Annotated in this window: 8 protein-coding genes, 1 rRNA gene and 1 pseudogene; 4 read left to right on the forward strand and 6 right to left on the reverse strand. The window is 58.8% G+C overall.

All coding sequences use genetic code 11. From position 1 onward, the window contains the following. The first annotated feature begins 177 nt into the window (after window positions 1-177). Together rrf and DK871_RS26625 are read left to right on the forward strand one after the other, a co-directional pair. Window positions 178-293, forward strand: a 5S ribosomal RNA gene (gene rrf / locus DK871_RS26620). Window positions 294-567: 274 nt separating this feature from the next. Further along, window positions 568-2448 (forward strand): methyl-accepting chemotaxis protein, encoded by a 1881-nt coding sequence (locus tag DK871_RS26625; RefSeq protein ID WP_056789486.1) that lies wholly within the window; start codon window positions 568-570, stop codon window positions 2446-2448. 63 nt (window positions 2449-2511) lie between these two features. Here the strand turns inward: DK871_RS26625 and DK871_RS26630 are convergent, their stop codons facing one another. The 4 genes from DK871_RS26630 to DK871_RS26645 form a co-directional block, all read right to left on the reverse strand. Continuing rightward, on the reverse strand, window positions 2512-5889 hold the full coding sequence (locus DK871_RS26630) for an amino acid adenylation domain-containing protein (RefSeq protein WP_161907257.1): 3378 nt from the start codon (window positions 5887-5889) through the stop codon (window positions 2512-2514). Further along, window positions 5886-6833, reverse strand: a complete 948-nt coding sequence (locus DK871_RS26635) for a diiron oxygenase (protein WP_161907258.1) — start codon at window positions 6831-6833, stop codon at window positions 5886-5888. Before DK871_RS26635 ends, DK871_RS26630 begins: the two co-directional genes overlap by 4 nt. Next, the gene (locus DK871_RS26640; protein ID WP_161907259.1) at window positions 6830-7588 is read right to left on the reverse strand and encodes a DUF3050 domain-containing protein; all 759 of its coding nucleotides are present in this window, start codon (window positions 7586-7588) and stop codon (window positions 6830-6832) included. Before DK871_RS26640 ends, DK871_RS26635 begins: the two co-directional genes overlap by 4 nt. Before the next feature lie 381 nt (window positions 7589-7969). Beyond that, window positions 7970-8677 carry a GntR family transcriptional regulator gene (locus DK871_RS26645; protein ID WP_161907260.1) on the reverse strand — a complete coding sequence of 236 codons (708 nt, stop codon included), beginning with the start codon at window positions 8675-8677 and terminating at the stop codon, window positions 7970-7972. 319 nt (window positions 8678-8996) lie between these two features. Here DK871_RS26645 and lapG point away from each other — a divergent pair, with 319 nt between their 5' ends. Further along, entirely contained in the window at window positions 8997-9620 is a 624-nt protein-coding gene (gene lapG / locus DK871_RS26650) for a cysteine protease LapG (protein ID WP_019819857.1), read from the forward strand. Window positions 9621-9634: 14 nt separating this feature from the next. Further along, entirely contained in the window at window positions 9635-11581 is a 1947-nt protein-coding gene (gene lapD / locus DK871_RS26655) for a cyclic di-GMP receptor LapD (protein ID WP_161907261.1), read from the forward strand. A gap of 123 nt (window positions 11582-11704) precedes the next feature. On the opposite strand, the gene DK871_RS26660 is transcribed toward lapD, so the two are convergent. Both DK871_RS26660 and DK871_RS26665 read right to left on the reverse strand, forming a co-directional pair. Further along, window positions 11705-12043 carry a hypothetical protein gene (locus DK871_RS26660; RefSeq protein WP_032894252.1) on the reverse strand — a complete coding sequence of 113 codons (339 nt, stop codon included), beginning with the start codon at window positions 12041-12043 and terminating at the stop codon, window positions 11705-11707. Between the two features lie 150 nt (window positions 12044-12193). Beyond that, a pseudogene (locus DK871_RS26665) lies at window positions 12194-16846 on the reverse strand (LapA family giant adhesin); the annotation flags it as partial.

A 16846-nucleotide genomic window follows, 5' to 3' on the forward strand; every position in this document is an offset into this window, starting at 1 on the left:
GCAGTGAAACGATGCATCGCCGATGGTAGTGTGGGGTTTCCCCATGTGAGAGTAGGTCATCGTCAAGATTAAATTCCAAAACCCCTGTCTGCTAACGCAGACAGGGGTTTTGTTTATGTAGAAGCTCATGAATTTCACCGGCACGTTGCCAACGCAACGGTCTGGTACACAGAATTTCTTGACGACCATAGAGCATTGGAACCACCTGATCCCATCCCGAACTCAGCAGTGAAACGATGCATCGCCGATGGTAGTGTGGGGTTTCCCCATGTGAGAGTAGGTCATCGTCAAGATTAAATTCCGAAACCCCTGTCTGCTAACGCAGACAGGGGTTTTGTCGTTTAGGGCGGCCCGTCACAGCCTATCTACGCGACACTTACCGCCTGTCGGTTTCCTACGCTAAAAGAAGATGCTTCTCACAAATTCCTAAGATTTGTCGAAGTTTGGCCGAAAGCCTGACGAGCCATGCGTGCACCGAAATAGAGCGACCGCAGAGTCCGCCTATCCCGTTACATGGAATGTTCCACTCGGCACGCTCACCCCCCTTTGGCAAAAGAAGTCGATGAAATGAATCTCAAGTTCAGTCATAAAATTCTGTTGGCCGCGTCAGGCGTCGTGGTTTTAGCCTTCGCGTTATTCACGCTCTACAACGACTACCTGCAGCGCAGCACCATCAGGCAAAACCTGACGTCGTCCATCCAGCAATCCGGCGAGCTCACTGCCAGCAGTGTGCAGAACTGGCTCAGTGGTCGCATCCTGGTTCTCGAGAATCTGGCGCAAAACGTTGCCCACCAGGGCAGCGCCGCCGATCTTCCTGGTTTGGTCGATCAACCAGCGTTTACCAACAACTTCCAGTTCACCTATGTGGGACAAGCCAACGGGGTATTCACCCAGCGCCCTGACGCGAAGATGCCTGACGACTACGACCCTCGTCAGCGCCCTTGGTACAAGCAAGCAGTACTTGCGGACAAAACCATGCTTACTCCGCCTTATATGGCGGCTGTGGGCGGTCAGATCGTGACAATTGCCATGCCGGTGAAAAAGAACGGCGAGTTGTTGGGTGTTGTCGGTGGTGACCTGAGCCTGCAGACACTGGTGAAGATCATCAACTCGGTAGACTTCGGTGGTATCGGCCATGCGTTCCTGGTCAGCGGCGATGGCCAGGTCATCGTCAGTCCAGACCAGGACCAGGTGATGAAGAACCTCAAGGACATCTACCCTGGCACCAACGTGCGCATTGAGAAGCTCAATCAGGACGTCGTACTCAAAGGACAGGATCGCATCCTCTCTTTCACACCTATCAGCGGCTTGCCTGGCGCTGACTGGTACATCGGCCTGTCGATCGACAAAGAAAAAGCCTATGCCCCACTAGGCAAATTCCGCACTTCGGCCTTGATTGCGATGTTGATCGCCGTTGTGGCCATTGCGGTGCTCCTGAGCCTGTTGATTCAAGTACTGTTGCGCCCGCTGACCACCATGGGCGTGGCCATGCAGGACATTGCCCAAGGCGAAGGTGATTTGACCCGACGCCTCGACGTGACCAGCAAGGACGAGTTCGGCGAGGTCGGCAGCGCATTCAATCAGTTCGTCGAGCGAATCCACGCGTCGATTTCCGAAGTGTCTTCGGCAACGCGCCAGGTGCACGATTTGTCCCAGCGTGTGATGGCTTCATCGAATGCGTCGATCATCGGTTCTGACGAACAGAGCGCGCGTACCAACAGCGTAGCCGCAGCCATCAACGAACTAGGGGCTGCCACCCAGGAAATCGCGCGTAACGCCGCGGATGCGTCCCAGCACGCCAGTGGTGCCAGCGAACAAGCTGACGATGGTCGTAAAGTGGTAGAGCAAACCATCCAGGCGATGTCTGAGTTGTCGCAAAAGATCAGCCTGTCTTGCACTCAGATCGAAACCCTCAATGCCAGTACCGATAACATCGGGCACATCCTGGATGTGATCAAAGGCATTTCCCAACAAACCAACCTGCTAGCCCTCAACGCAGCGATCGAAGCGGCCCGTGCTGGCGAAGCCGGGCGTGGATTTGCCGTGGTGGCGGATGAAGTGCGTAATTTGGCGCACCGTACCCAGGAGTCGGCAGAGGAAATCCACAAGATGATCACTTCGCTGCAAGTGGGTTCGCGTGAAGCCGTGACCACCATGAATGCCAGCCAGGCTTCCAGCGAAGAAAGTGTTGAAGTCGCCAACCAGGCAGGTGAGCGCTTGGTCAGCGTGACGCAACGTATCGTTGAGATTGATGGCATGAACCAATCCGTTGCGGCCGCGACTGAAGAGCAGACCGCAGTGGTTGAAACCCTCAACGTCGATATCAACCAGATCAACCTCTTGAACCAGCAGGGTGTGGCCAACCTCAACGAGACGCTCAAGGACTGCGATGCGCTGTCCCAGCAGGCCAGCCGATTGAAGCAATTGGTCGATAGCTTCAAGATCTGATCCTGACTGCATCGGAGCGAGGCCTCTCGCTCCGACTGCTTGGCCCTGCGTCCAGGATGCTATTCAGAGGAAGCTAATAGCGCTCAGATAGTCGCAGCCCTTGCGTAACAGCGCCTGGCTCTTGGGTGGATAGCCCATCCCCATTTTTTCCAAGCCCCACCGGGCATTGTCGTAACGGATCATCGACGTGTCACCGATGTCTTCGCCCAGCCCGTCTAGATAAAAGCCCAGCACCCCGAACAGCGCGTTATCGCGGCTCACTTTGCGCAACGCTCGTTGCCACTCTTCAACGCTTACTCGGTCAAAAACGTGCCCAGCCTCGCTGAAGGCATCGAGGTACTGATCCCAATTCAAGGGCTGCGGATTGTGCAAGTTGAACACGTTTCGCTCGGTGTCAAAATGAGCGCTATGGAAGGCAATGAAACGCGCCAGGAAGTCCACCGGCATCAGATCGAAATTGGCCTCCAGTCGCGGGACGAGCCCCAATTGCAGAGACCCCTTGAGCATCAACAGCAAGCGGTTTTTCTGTGGCTGACAAACACCGTTCTGGCTGTTGAAGCTGATATTCCCCGGCCGATGAATATTGACCCAGGCCCCTTGCTCGACTGCTCGTCCTAATAGCCGCTCGGCGACCCACTTGGAGAGGTTGTAGCCGTTTTTCACGTAGAGCGGCAGTGTGCGCTGGGCAGGCGCTTCAAGTACGTACCCATCGACGTCCGCGCTGCTGCAGGCTGAGAGCGTCGAGATGAAATTGAGGGCCTTCTTGCAATGGGTCTCGCAAAGACGCAGGCACTCCAGCACCGGTTCGACGTTGTCCTTGGCGAGTGAGGCGTAATCCATCACATGATTGACCTGCGCGGCGTTATGCACCACCACGCCGTAATGGCGGGCGAGGTGCTCGTACACGTCGTCGGCCAAGCCCAGGCGGGGTTTACAAATATCAGCGGCGTATACCTGCACTCGGCTCAGGTCCAGATCTTCCAAGCGGTATTCACGCAACGCCTGGGCAAACCTTGCCGCCGCCGAATGGCCGGGCAACTCACGCACCAGGCACGCCACGTCCTGCGCTCCGCCAGCCAGCAGTGCCTGGACGATATGCACCCCGACAAAGCTGTTCGCCCCGGTGACGATGGCTTTGCGCGGATCTCCCGCAAGGGCCGCGGGCAGCACCTCGACCTCCAGTGCTCGCGTCGCATCTTGCTCCATCTGGTTGGACGGTGTATTCGGCAGCGTGCCGCCGTCCATGAGTACGGCCAATGTGCGAATGGTCGGCGTCTCAAAAAAGGGGCTCAGGCAGAAGCTACGACCAAACTGCTCGCGCAGGCGTAGCAACAGGGTCGACAACAGGATGGAGTGGCCACCGAGGTTGAAAAAACTCTCATCGATCGAGAGCTCGCCAGCGGGTAATCCCAACAGTTCACCCCACAGGTCAGCCAGTTGTGCCTGCAAAGGGTCTTGTACACGGCAGCGGCTCACCCCGACCGGTGTAGTTATTGGCATGGCCAGTAAGGCCTTGCGATCAATCTTGCCGTTATTCGAACGGGGCATGCCTGCCAGCTCGCTCCAAACGCTTGGCTGCATGTGCACGGGCAACCATTGCCGAGCGTATTTCTTCAGGCTTGCCAGCGTAGCGCCAGGTTCTGGCTGGGCGACAAACCCGATGACTCTGTGTGCCGCATCGATCACCACTGCCACTTGGCGAAACAAGCGACTATCGCGCAAGCACTGTTCAATATCCCGAGGCTGAACTCGAAACCCGCGGATCTTGACTTGCTCATCCCGACGGCCGCCCAGCTCGATGCCTTCTTGCGTCCATTTCGCCAAGTCGCCGCTGCGATAAGCCTGCAGCACTTGCCCATTGGGCAGTGTCAGTGCCACGAACGGATTGTCGGCCAGGGACGGTGTATTCGAATAACCCAGGCTTACGCCTGGGCCGACAATGTACAAGTCGCCCATTACCTGTTCATCCACGGGCTGCAGGTTCCCATCGAGGATCAGCACCTGGCTGTTGGCGATGGGAGGTCCGATATTGCGATGGCTGTCACCTCGCTGGAATACCCGATGGGTCACCAACACAGTGGCCTCAGTTGGCCCATAGAGGTTATGCAGGTGGCATTGACCGGCCAGTTGTTCAATCACGCAGGGCTCGCAGAAATCACCTCCGGTCAGCAGATGAGACATGCCTAACGGCTGATCCAGCGGCAGGATGCTGAGCAGCGCCGGTGGTACGAACCCATGCGTGACGTGTTGCTGGCGAATCAGCTCTACCAGTTGCTGAGGGTCGTGACGTTGGTCTGCACTGGGGACAATCAACTCGGCGCCGGCGATCAAGGCCGGGAAAATATCGATCAGTGACGAATCAAAGCCCAGCGACGAAAACTGCAGGACGCGGCTGTGTTGATCCAACGCCACGCGCCTGACGAGCCAGGCGGTGAAATGCGCCAGGTTGTATTGGCTCAGCAGTACCCCCTTAGGCTGGCCCGTCGTACCCGAGGTGAACAGTGCCACGCAGGGCTCGTCGGCACGGGGATGATGGCGTATCAGCGGTTGCGTCAGGTCGGCGCTGTGCGCGGCGACCTGGCTCACATCAAGTGAAACGAAACGCTCTCGCAGCGGGTGCAGGCCATTCTCCAGCAGCACGCAAGCCTTGAGGCTGGTCAGCATGCAGTGCTGGCGTTGCTGCGGGTAGTCCGGCACCAACGGCAAATACACGGCGCCACAGCCAAGCACCGCAAGAATGCTGGCGTACAACTCGGCGGATTTCTCCAGGCATACGCCGACTACTCGGGGGGACTCGACACCCTCCAGCAGGGGAAGCAGGCGTTGCTGGATTGCCATGGCTTGTTGCTGGAGCTGCCGATAAGTCAGCGCATGACCGGCGATGTTCAGCGCGGTTCGATGCGCGAAGGTATGAAGGCTGGCCTGCAGCCGTTCGATCATGGGCGTCCGGGCCGCGTGCAGTAAGGCGGGGTCCGCCGTGTGGTTGAACCGGTGCATGAAAGCCAAGGCATCCAGCTCTTGCAGACTCTGTTCCGGCCAGGCGTTAGCAGTGGCCGTTGCCGAGAAATAAGCGGGGTCTCTTGAGAAACCGCAGACCAACAAAGCAGCGCACTCCACCAATGCATCCGTTGCCTGCTGGCGCAACCGCTGCCCATTGCCGCTGGGCTCCTGGGCAACGTCTTGCACAGCTAGCAGGCGCCGCTCGCGGTCATAGCAGCGCAACTGCAGTAAGGGCAGCCCGTCTTCGCAGAGCGGGCCGACACCCATGCGCAAGCTTAACCAAGGCGCACTGGTGGGCGAGGGCGGCAGCGGCTGACTCCCGTCGTCAATCAATAGGTCGACAGCCCCCGTTCCTGCCACATGCCCATATTGCTCCAGCTCCTGCTTGAGCGCCTCCAGAGTTTTACTGGTGCCACGCCACTCGATCTGCAAGCGCCTCATGCCAACCTCCTCGATACGGGCAGGTAGTCGCTCAGGGCTCGTGCCACGCTAGGGGTTTGCAGGACACCGCTGTGGTGCAGAAAGCCCATGATATTGGCCACCAGCGGATGTTGATGGGTGATGGGAAAGTCCAGCGCCTGGATTTCATCGCGCAGTGCCAGGCGAGCGTCGGCACTGATAACCAAGTGTTCGATCAGTTGCAGATCGAAGTCTTTTTGTAGGTCGTTGGTCAGGTAGCGCGTCAGGAACACGGGCAGGGCTTGGGCAATGTGGTCGCGATCTTGCGGGCTTGCCGACTGCCAGTAGAGACGCACCAACTGTGTCCAGAACCGCGCATGCCGCCCTTCATCAAACAGATGATCGGCCATCAGGCCGCGGACAGAGGATTTGACGCTGCCGTCTTTGGAAAATGCTGCGACGTCATGGGTGACGGTGTTCTCAGCGATGGCGACGCCGATCAACTCAACGGCATCGCGCAAATATACCGGTACCTGCGCCTGGGCTGCCGGCAGCGCGCGGCCCAATTCAATTTGCCCGGGTAGATCAAGCGGTTGAATTCCGGTCATAGCCACGGCTTGCTGCAGGAAATCCAGCGCGACCAGCGCGTGGTAATCCTCGTCGACAACGACCGTCATCGCGTCGTAGCGGCAGGCGAGCGGGAAGGGCAGGGAGAAGCGATTTTTAGCGATGCTGCGCGCGGTTTTGTCGACGATCTCGGTTTCGAAAATCACCACGTCATTGATGAATTTATAGAAGCTTTGCACCAGTACGAAGTCGCGCCATTGTGGGCAGTGCTTGAGAAAGGTTGCACTCAGCACCAGAGGCTGGCGGCACAGGGGGAAGATGAGTTTGTCGTCGTCTTCCAACATCCGCCGGGGGCGTGTGCGGATGGTTGCGCGACGCTCCCAGTCATCGGCAAAGGATTGGTAGTGGGCGGCGTTCACGGGCGTACCTCTTGCATCGAGGCCAGTACGTCGTCCCAGAAGGTAATACGACTCTCCACGGCGCCCAGGGCGGCATTATCGGCCTGTCTCTGACGGCTGGGGTCTGCTTCGATCAGGCGCTGTAGCAACTGATGCGCCGCAGGCCCGTGATCATCGCTGTCCATTTCGATATGGCGGCTGAGGTAGTGACATAACGTAGGGGCCTGCCGACCTATGAAAGCATGGCTATGCAAAAGCCTCTCGAACATAGACGGAATTACACTCTCGCGGCCATGCAGGAACGCCGCCGCCACACAGTGGGTCGGGGCGCTCAAGGCGATTTGCAAGGTGCTGTCGACGAAACGGGCCACGCCCTGGGGCGCACCGATCATTTGCAACGCTGCGCTTACCTCCACTCCCTGGCTTTGCAACTCGATAAAGCGGGTGATTGCGACAGTGCTGGCGCCCACTTCCGTCATGGCGTCCAGGTACAGCTCGAAGTGGCTGCAATAGCCCCGTGTCGGGTGCTCGTCCGACTCTTCCGCCAATACGATTTCATTGATCAGGCGGGCAGCGTGCGGGTCAGCGCAGGGGAGCCAGGGCAGTTGCGTGCAGGTCAGGTCCTGTTGCAGGCGTTTGGTCAGGCTCATGAAGTCCCACACAGCAAATACATGGTATTGCATAAAGTGTTGTAACTTGCCAAGAGTGGTTATTTCTATAAATAACGGGTGGCCGAACAGTTTTTGTTTTTTTTGCTCAAGTAAATATTGGTGCATGGTTGACGCCTATAGTTGTTGCGAGTGCTGTAAAAGCAGTGTTGGAATATTATAGTTGTGGATGTAAGAGTAACTTGGTCGCGACCACGCGCACGACGCTGCCTTTTAAATAGGCGGTCGCAGCGGTTTGTGAAAGCGGAGCTTGCTGGACGAAGATAATAAGCTGATTGAATGTTTGAACCGGTATACAAATGTATTAAAGGACTTTGCGGATGTTTATATGTGCGGTAAGTTGCCAGGTTGTAGGTGGGATTTTTCCGTGCGCTAAGTCGGCGTTAATTGTCCTTTAGTTGATTTTTTTAATATGTCTGACGGAGCAATAATCCGGATAGGGAAGTTGCTCCGTCACGTAAGTATTAAGGGCTCAAGCGAAAAAACCGACTACACGGCTTTTTTGTCGGCGCTCTCAAGGCCCCTGAGGTAGGTCGCGATTACCTCCATGCCTCGCATCAAGTGGTTACGCAGCGTCAGGATGCTCTCCTCGACCTTCTTCTGCGCTACCAGGCTCAGCAGTTCGCGGTGATCCTCCTGGGAAGTCTCGCCCAGCCCCATCGCTTCAAGGTTGAAGCGCAGGAAGCGCTCCTCCTCATTCAATCCGTGCTCGACCAAAGTGAGCAGCCGCTGGTTGGGCGCCTTGCCGTACAACACCATGTGAAACAGGCGATTGAGCCGACCAATCTCGGTGTAGTCTTTTTCGCTTTCCAGTGCATTGATACAGGCCTCGGCTTGAGCAAGGTCCGCGTCGGTGAGCAACGGAATCGACAGGCGCAGGGCCTCGGACTCCAGCAGCATGCGCAAGGCATAGGTCTCAGCCGAATTGTCCTCGATCAAGGGGGCGACGACGGCACCCTTGTGAGTCACCACATGCAGCAAGGATTGCGCCTCCAGCTGGCGCAAGGCTTCGCGCACGGGCATGCGGCTGACGCCGAACAGGCTGGCCAGTTCTTGCTGGCGCATGGCGGTGCCACAGGGCAATCGCCCATCGAGGATGGCATTACGCAAGGTTTCTTCGATAATGGAGCGCGCAAGATGGGCGGGAATAGGCCCGCTGATTTTGATGCTGCTTAATGGGTTCGGCTTCTGCGTCACGGTTGCGCTATCCTCCCTTTTTGAATAATAGTTTGGCTAATTGGATCCAAAGAACACTAAAGATGGGCCAAGCGCTTGTCAAACAGCCAGAGTTTCCGTTTGTAAGGGCTTACACAGCATACTTTGTGTCTCTCACAAGGGGCGGTTATAAAAACGCGGCTCCCGCGAATGATTGCACTGTGCCATTGTTTTTTGTAGAGCCAGGCTTCACCATTCCTTGAAATTCCGTCTCTTTCATGGACTGAACACTTTGGCGGTAAGTTTTATTCCCTATCGACTGCTTTGCTGGCTTTTATCAGCAATTTTACTGGCTGGCCTGATGCTTGGCGGGCTGCGTGCCGATTGGGATTTCTCGCAGATCAGCCGCAAGGCCACCGCCGTCTACGGGCCGTTGGGCCAAGGCCAGCAGCGTATCGATGCCTGGCAGCGGCTATTGGCGAGCGAAAAACAGGTCAGCGAGCAGGACCAGCTCAAGGTCGTCAATTTGTTCTTCAACAAGCAAATGACCTACGTGGAAGACATCGATCTCTGGCACGTTGTCGATTATTGGGAGACACCCGTCGAAGCACTCTGGAAAGGTGCCGGTGACTGCGAAGACTACGCCATCGCAAAGTATTTCAGTTTGCGTCATCTGGGGGTGTCCAGCGACAAACTGCGCATTACGTACGTCAAGGCCCTGCGGCAGAATCGAGCGCACATGGTCCTGACCTATTACTCGACCCCCGACGCCGTACCACTGGTGCTCGACAGCCTGATGGATGAGATCCTGCCGGCCACCCGTCGCACCGATCTGGTCCCGGTGTACTCATTCAACGCCGAGGGGCTGTACTTGCCCGGTGCCAAGGGCAACAAGAAAGTCGGTGATACCAAACGCCTGTCGCGCTGGCAGGATGTGTTGAGAAAAATGCGTGCGGAAGGCTTTCCAGCCGAGCCTGCCAACTAGGAGTAACTGATCGGATGTCTCTGTTCAAACAGCTATTGATCGCAATCTGTCTGTTCCTGGTGGTCGCCTTCAGCGGCAGCTTCATGGTCAGCCTGGAAAGCTCGCGCACCCAGTACGTCAACCAACTGCGCTCCCACGCCCAGGATGCCGCAACGGCGTTGGCGTTGTCGCTGACCCCGAATATTGACGACCCGGCCATGGTAGAGCTGCTGGTCAGCTCGATCTTCGACAGCGGTTACTACGCCAGCATCCGCGTCGTGGACCTGGCCACCGACAAAACCATCGTCGAGCGCAGCGGTATCCCGGACAACAACGGCGTGCCCAACTGGTTCGTCAAGCTGATCGGCCTGGAGCCGGCCGGTGGTGATGCGTTGGTCAGCCGTGGCTGGGAACAGGCCGCACGGGTAGAAGTGGTCAGCCATCCGATGTTCGCCCTGGCCAAGCTCTGGCAAAGCGCCCTGGGCAGCCTGGGCTGGTTGCTGCTGTGCGGCGCGGTCAGCGTGGTGCTCGGTGGGCTGTTGCTGCGCCGGCAATTGAAGCCGTTGGACTATATGGTCAAGCAATCCCACGCCATTGCCCGCCGTGAATTCCTCAGCCTGCCGGACCTGCCCCGCACGCCAGAGCTGCGGCGCGTGGTACAGGCCATGAACCAGATGGTGGAAAAGCTCAAGGCGCTGTTCCAGGAGCAGGCTGAGCGTAGCGAAAAACTGCGCACCGAATCCTACCAGGACAACCTCACCGGCCTCGCCAACCGCCGTTATTTCGAGATGCAGCTCAACGCCCGCGTCAGTAACCCGGAAGAGACCAACTCCGGCTACCTGCTGTTGCTGCGGGTCAAGGACCTGGCTGGCCTCAACCAGCGCCTGGGCGGCCAGCGTACCGACCAGTTGCTGCAAGCGGTTGGCGAACAACTGCTGCGCCAGTGCGCGCCGTACCCGGAAACCCATAACCTCGTCACCCGTATTCGTGGCGGTGAGTTCGCCGTGCTGGCGCCGGGGTTGATGCGTGAAGAAGCGGTGCAACTGGCGCAGAACCTGGAAAGCACTTTGCTCAGCCTGCAAGCGACCGGTGCCAGCGACGTTACGCCGGTCGCCTACATCGGCCTGGCGCCGTTCAGCCATGGCGACGCGCCCCAAGCCTTGTTGACCCTGGCCGACCAGGCCCTGGCCCAGGCCCAAGCGCAGGGCGACACCAGTTGGGTGTGCCTGGACCGCAGCGCCGCCGCCAGCGTCGGAGACGATCACCATGCCTGGCATACCTTGTTGGACCAGGCCCTGACCCAGCAGCGCTTCCAGCTGTACTTCCAGCCGGTAGTGGCCAGCCAGGACCCACAGTTGGTCTTGCACTACAAAGTGCTGTCGCGCTTGCAGGACGAGGACGGCCACACCATACCGGCCGGGCGCTTCCTGCCGTGGCTTGAGCGCTTCGGTTGGTCGGCCCGCCTGGACCGCCTGATGCTGGAGCAGGTGCTCAAGCAGATGAGCAGCCACACCGAGAACCTGGCGCTGAACCTCTCGGCCGCGACCCTGCAAGACACCCAGGCCCTGAACCGCATTTATGACCTGCTACGCCAGTACAGCAACCTGGGCCCGCGCCTCACCCTGGAGATCGGTGAAGAGCAACTGCCTGAGCAGCTCGTACTGGAACAGATGACCCAGCGCCTGCGCGAGCTGGGCTTCTCCCTCAGCCTGCAGCGTTTCGGTGGGCGCTTCAGCATGATCGGCAACCTGGCGCGCCTGGGCCTGGCGTACCTGAAGATCGACGGCAGCTACATTCGCGCCATCGACCAGGAAAGTGACAAGCGCCTGTTTATCGAGGCCATCCAGCGAGCGGCCCATAGCATCGACCTGCCGCTGATTGCCGAGCGTGTAGAGACCGAGGGCGAACTGAAGGTGATTCGTGAGATGGGGATTTTCGGTGTGCAGGGCCAACTGTTTGGCGAGCCCGCACCCTGGAAATAATTCACCTGTAGGAGCGAGCTTGCTCGCGAAGATCGCCAACAATAACGCGCAAAACCTGATGCCCCGTGGCGATTTCAGTTTTTCGCGAGCAAGCTCGCTCCTACAGGGGTAGGAGCGGTTGGATTAAATCAATCCCTTCTCGTCATCATCGATCAACTGGCTCAACCCACCCAACGCTTCCCGCGCCTGGTTACGGTCCATCAACTTGGCCTGGGCTGCCGGGGGCAGGTCGGTCACGCTGATCACCCCTTTGCGGGTCAGCACCTGGATCAAGTCGTCCAGCACCCGGATCATCTCCAAGTCGCTCTGCTTGAGCTGGGCCAGGCTGGTTTCCACCACTTCGTTGGCATACCAGGCCTGGATCTCATGGTGATCGGCCGGCAGGGTTTCAGTGGAGTCGGCAAAGGCGATAGCCTCTACGCGAACCAACGCGCCCTGTGCATCACGTTGCACGTAAAACATAACAACCCCTCGAAAATGCGCCACAGGCGTTCAACAGCATAGGTCAACGCTGCGTGTATGGGCGTGAGTATGCGATGCACCGTCCCCCAGAGCCAGCGGCCCGCAGGCCAAAAAATCGGCCGCCTGGAAGGGCGGCCGATTAATCGTGTCTTAAGTGTGGTCGATCTTGATGGTCGGGTCGGCACCGCTGATCAGCGAGTTGATGCTGGTGTGGGACCAATCGTTGCCTTCCAGCTTGATCGTCACATCGGCATTGGCCAGGCCACCGGCGGCGTTGAGCTTGCCTTCACTGCTCACTTGCAGGGTCGACACGCCGTCTACCGTGGTGATCTTGAGATAGTTGTCGATGGTGCTGTCGGTTTCACCTTTCAACAAATCACGCAGATCAATGCGGTCGCCTTCCGAGGCCTTGAAGTCCTTGATCACATCGTTGCCGATGTCGCCAGACTTCCACACAAAGGTGTCGGCACCCGAGCCACCGATCAGGATGTCGTTGCCCTGGCCGCCAATCAACGTGTCGTTACCCGTGCCACCCAGCAGGATGTCATTGCCTTTGCCGCCATCGAGCGTGTCGTTGCCGCCTTGGCCGAACAAGATATCGTCGCCAGCGCCGCCCAACAGTGTGTCGCCAGCGTCTTTGGCGCCGGAGACGTCGAAGTCCACATAGTGCTCGGTGACGTACTGGTGAACGTTAGAGGCGGTCACGGCAGAGACAGCCACGCCGGTCTTCTGTGCGACAAAGGCCTGCAGTGCGTTGTAACCCTCGCCATTGATCCCGCTGAAGCTCACCAGGTCGCCGAAGAGTATGTCGTTGCCGTCGCCACCGCTGATGGTGTCCGCGCCCGGCAACGTCGCCTCGGTGTGGCCGAGGATGGCGTTGGCCAGGTCCTTCGGATCGATGTTGGTTTGCGGTTTGTTATCGCTGTCGTACGGCTTGAGGTCTTCAAGGCTGACAGCGCCGTTGATGCCGATGGCCTCCACTTGCGACAACCCGCCCAGCAGTGCAAAGGCGTTTTTGGAGTTGGTCACCGTTGCCGTGTCGGTGTCGTAACCCAAGCCGTCACGGTTGGACAGCTCGTAGGTACCGTCGCCCTGTGCGCGAACCGTGCCCAGATTGCTGGCTACCCACCGCAAACCGTTCCAGGTCTGCAATTGAGCGGCGCCCGTAGTGCTAATGCTGAAGTAGTGCGTGTTGTCGATTTGACTGCCGAACGCTGTACCTGGTGTGTAGTTGGTCGCCGTCACGATACTGTCGAACTTGACGCCGCCATACAGCGTCGGGTTCGTCTGTTCGCCGCTCTGGTAGTAGGTTGGCTTGCCGTCGGTGATGAAGTACGTCAGGTTGGTCGCGCCGGTATTTTGGGTTGCCAGGTCGCTCTTGAAGAAGTTGGCCGTGGTCTTGAACACATCTTCGTAGTTGGTGCCGCCTTCCGATGCCATTGAGTCCAGTACGGCTTTGAGCTGATTCAGTGCATTGGAGTCATTGAGGTTGATAGCGACCGACTTGTTCACCTGAGTATCGAAGTCTGCCAGGAAGATATTCACCGTGCCTGAGGTGTTGGCGCCCAGGCTGTCCTTGAGCGAGTTGAACACCGACGTCAGCGAGGCCTTTGCCGCGTTGAGCGAGTCGGTACTCATGCTGCCGGAGCTGTCCACCATGAACGCGATGTTGTAGTTTTTGCCCTGCACCACGTTCAGCCCACCGATGTCGGCCACGACGATGTCGTTGCCATCGGTACCGTTGATGGTGTCGCTGCCAGACGTCCCGGTGACCGGGTTGTAGGTCGCCGGATGCACCGTGACTGGCAATTGCGCGGTGGTGGTCGCTGAACCGCCGATGCTCTCGGTGGAGGTCGAGGTGACCGTCAGGTTGAACTGGCCGCTGTAGTAGGTCGGCGGCTTGATGCTCAGCGTGTTCAGGTCCCAGCCGGTGACATTCACTTCGCCCACGGTTTTACCCGCAGTAAAGGTGTGCCCCGACGCGTCGGTCAGTACCGACCCTGCCGGAATGCCGCTGATCTTCACGCTCAGGGTTTCGGAACCGTCGGTATCGGTCAGCGCGGTGGTGACTTTGGACAGTTTGACCGTGCCGTTTTCCTGGCCTTCGTTGAGCTTGTAGCCCACGTAGTAACCGTCGCCGTTGCTGCCATGCAGGTCGGATACGGTGACGCCGGCGTTGGTCAGGTCGGTAAGGCCGGTGTACAACGGTACGGTGCTGGTGCTCAGGTTCTGCACCGCCCCGCCGTTGACCGACAGGTTGACGTCAAAACTGCCTGGGCCCGCCTGGTTGGCTTGGTAGATCTCAAGGCTGTAGTAACCGGTGGTGGTTGGTGTGAACGAGCCGCTGAACTTGCCGCTGTTGGTACCCCACAAACCGCTGGCAACGTCTTTACCGCCAACGTTGACCACCACGCTGTCATCGGCGATACCGCTGAAGGTGTAGCTCTTGCCCGCTTCCATGTAGATCAGGCCAGAGATCTTGGAACCAGAGCCGGCGGCGACGTTGTCGACGGACTCGACGTTGGTCACCACAGAGGTGTTGTTGGGTGTGCCCGCGTTGTCGATGGCTTTTTTCAGTACGTCTGGCGCAGCGCCGTTGCCGTTGTTTCCAAGGCCGGCGATGCTGTTCCAGCCCTGTTTGACCAGCCCGGTCGAGGCAACGTTGTTGTCGGCCACGCTGAGGGTCGGTGCGTCGGCCACTGGGGTGATATCGACTTTTACCGTGGCGCTGGTGCCCAGGTCCTTGCCATCGGTTGGCTGGAACTTGAACTGCGCGTAATCCGCCTGTTTGTTACCCACGCCAGTGCCGCCGTAACCGTCGGCGCCGGACTCGTTGGCATTCGGCGTAAAGCGCAGTTGGCCGCCGTCGATCTGGGCCTTGGTAAAGGTCTGGCCGCTGGTCACGTTGGTCCAGGTGCTGCCGTCCGCCGCCAGGTATTGCAGCTTGCCGGCCACCGGCAGTTCGGTGATTTTCACCCCGAGGCTGGCTTGCGGCGAGTCTACATCGCTCACGCCGAAGTTAGCCCAGGTCAGGGCCAGCGCGGTGTCTTCCGTACCGGTCACGGCACCGCCAGTGGCCACTGGCGCATCGTTGACCGCCACCACGTTGACGGTGGTGGTGGCCACGTTGGAGTAGTTGCCGCCATCGGTCACCGTCACGGTGATGGTGCGCGGCGTGGTGCTCGGGTCGTGGCTGTTGTTGGTGAACGTGATGTTCTGGATACGCTGCATGTAGTCAGCCAGCGTCGCGCTGCCGGACAACGTCAGGGTAATAGTACCCGTCTGGTTGTTGGTGCTGACGCTGATGCCATTCACGCTATTGCCCAGGTTCAGGGCATCACCGGCCTGTGCGTTGGTCAGGGTGACCGTCGCGCCCGTCAGCAGTGTGCTGTCTGGGTCAGTGATCTTGATATCCGTGTCGGCGATCGACACGCCCGGCCCGGCGGTACCCTCGGTAAAGGTCGTCTTGTAATCGGCACCCGTGGCGCCGCTGGAGTTGTTGGCATCCAGGTCGATGACCGGCGGCGCATCGTTGTCGAGGATGTTGGTGGTGACGGTGCCTTTGTCGATCACCAGGTTCTCGAAGTTGCCCCCGGTGACCTTATCGATGGTGATAACGATCTGTTCCGTAGGCTCGGTGATCTTGTCGTCGAGCGTGCGGATATCAAACGGCACGCTGCTGGAGCCTGCCGGGATCTTCACGGTGTACACGCCGGTGAAGTCCGAACCGTCAGTGGCGGTGCCGCTGTATTTGAGCGTCACGGTCACGTCGGTTTGCGGCGGGTTGGTCAAGGTCAGGGTGTAGTGGGCGGTGCCGCCTTCAGTGACCGAACCGTCGCCCGTAATGCTGATTTTGGTATCAGTCACTACATCCGTGACCTTGGTGACCGCGGGGCTGCCATCAACAATCAGATGCTCGTACTTGTCGCCACCGCTGACCACGCCGGTGATCTTGGCGCTGACATCATTGGCGCCGATATAGGCATCGTTCGGTGCGGTAGCCGTCGTGAAGCTGGTGGACTTGCCGCTGCCAATGGTGATGGTCGAGCCGTTATCCAGCCTTACTACCAGGTCGGAGCCCACGTTGTTCACGGCTGCGCCGTTCTTGTCGACCAGGGACGCGGTGTAGACGATCTGCCCGCCTTCGCTGACCGAGCCAGTGGCCTTGAGTACCACGGTCACGTCATCGATGGTGTCGTTGATGGTGGTCGTGGCGCCCGCAGGAGTGATGGTCACGCCTTCGAAATTGCCGCCAGTGGTACCGGTGATCTTGACGGTCTGGGTGCTCTTGTCGATGAACACGTCATCGGTAGGCGCCGGGACGGTCACCGTGCCCACGGTCTCACCTTGCTTGATGGTGATGCTTGAACCGTTGTCGAGTTGGACCAGCATGTCGCTGCCGGCCTTGTTGCTCAAGGTGGCGGTGTAGGTGATCTGGCCGCCTTCGTTGACCGCGGTCGGGGCGGTCAGGGTGATGGTGGTCAGGTCGGTGGTGCCCGGCGTGTCGGTGACGGTGGTGTTCACCGCCGTCGTGCCCGGCACGAGGTTCTCGAAGTGCTCGCCGCCAGTCACGCCTTTGATGGCGGTGGTGACGGTTTGGTCGCCTTTGTAGACGTCGTTTGGCGCTACGGTGGTGATGGAACCGCTCGATTGGTTTACGCCGATGGTGATGGTTTTGCCGTTATCCAAGGTGACGGTCAGCGGGTTGGTGATGTTGGTCACCGGCGCGCCGTTTTTATCCACAAGGCTGGCGGTGTAAACGATGTTGCCGCCTTCCCCAACGGTGGTGGTGGCCGTTAGGAC

Origin of the sequence: Pseudomonas sp. L13 (assembly GCF_009935965.1) — a bacterium.
GTDB lineage: Bacteria > Pseudomonadota > Gammaproteobacteria > Pseudomonadales > Pseudomonadaceae > Aquipseudomonas > Aquipseudomonas lactis.

Excerpts from the sequence above, each read along its gene's own strand:
- DK871_RS26625 (WP_056789486.1), top strand. The coding sequence starts at position 568 with ATGAATCTCAAGTTCAGTCATAAAATTCTGTTGGCCGCGTCAGGCGTC.
- DK871_RS26630 (WP_161907257.1), bottom strand. The coding sequence starts at position 5,889 with ATGAGGCGCTTGCAGATCGAGTGGCGTGGCACCAGTAAAACTCTGGAG.
- DK871_RS26640 (WP_161907259.1), bottom strand. The coding sequence starts at position 7,588 with ATGCACCAATATTTACTTGAGCAAAAAAAACAAAAACTGTTCGGCCAC.
- lapG (WP_019819857.1), top strand. The coding sequence starts at position 8,997 with ATGCTTGGCGGGCTGCGTGCCGATTGGGATTTCTCGCAGATCAGCCGC.
- lapD (WP_161907261.1), top strand. The coding sequence starts at position 9,635 with ATGTCTCTGTTCAAACAGCTATTGATCGCAATCTGTCTGTTCCTGGTG.
- DK871_RS26660 (WP_032894252.1), bottom strand. The coding sequence starts at position 12,043 with ATGTTTTACGTGCAACGTGATGCACAGGGCGCGTTGGTTCGCGTAGAG.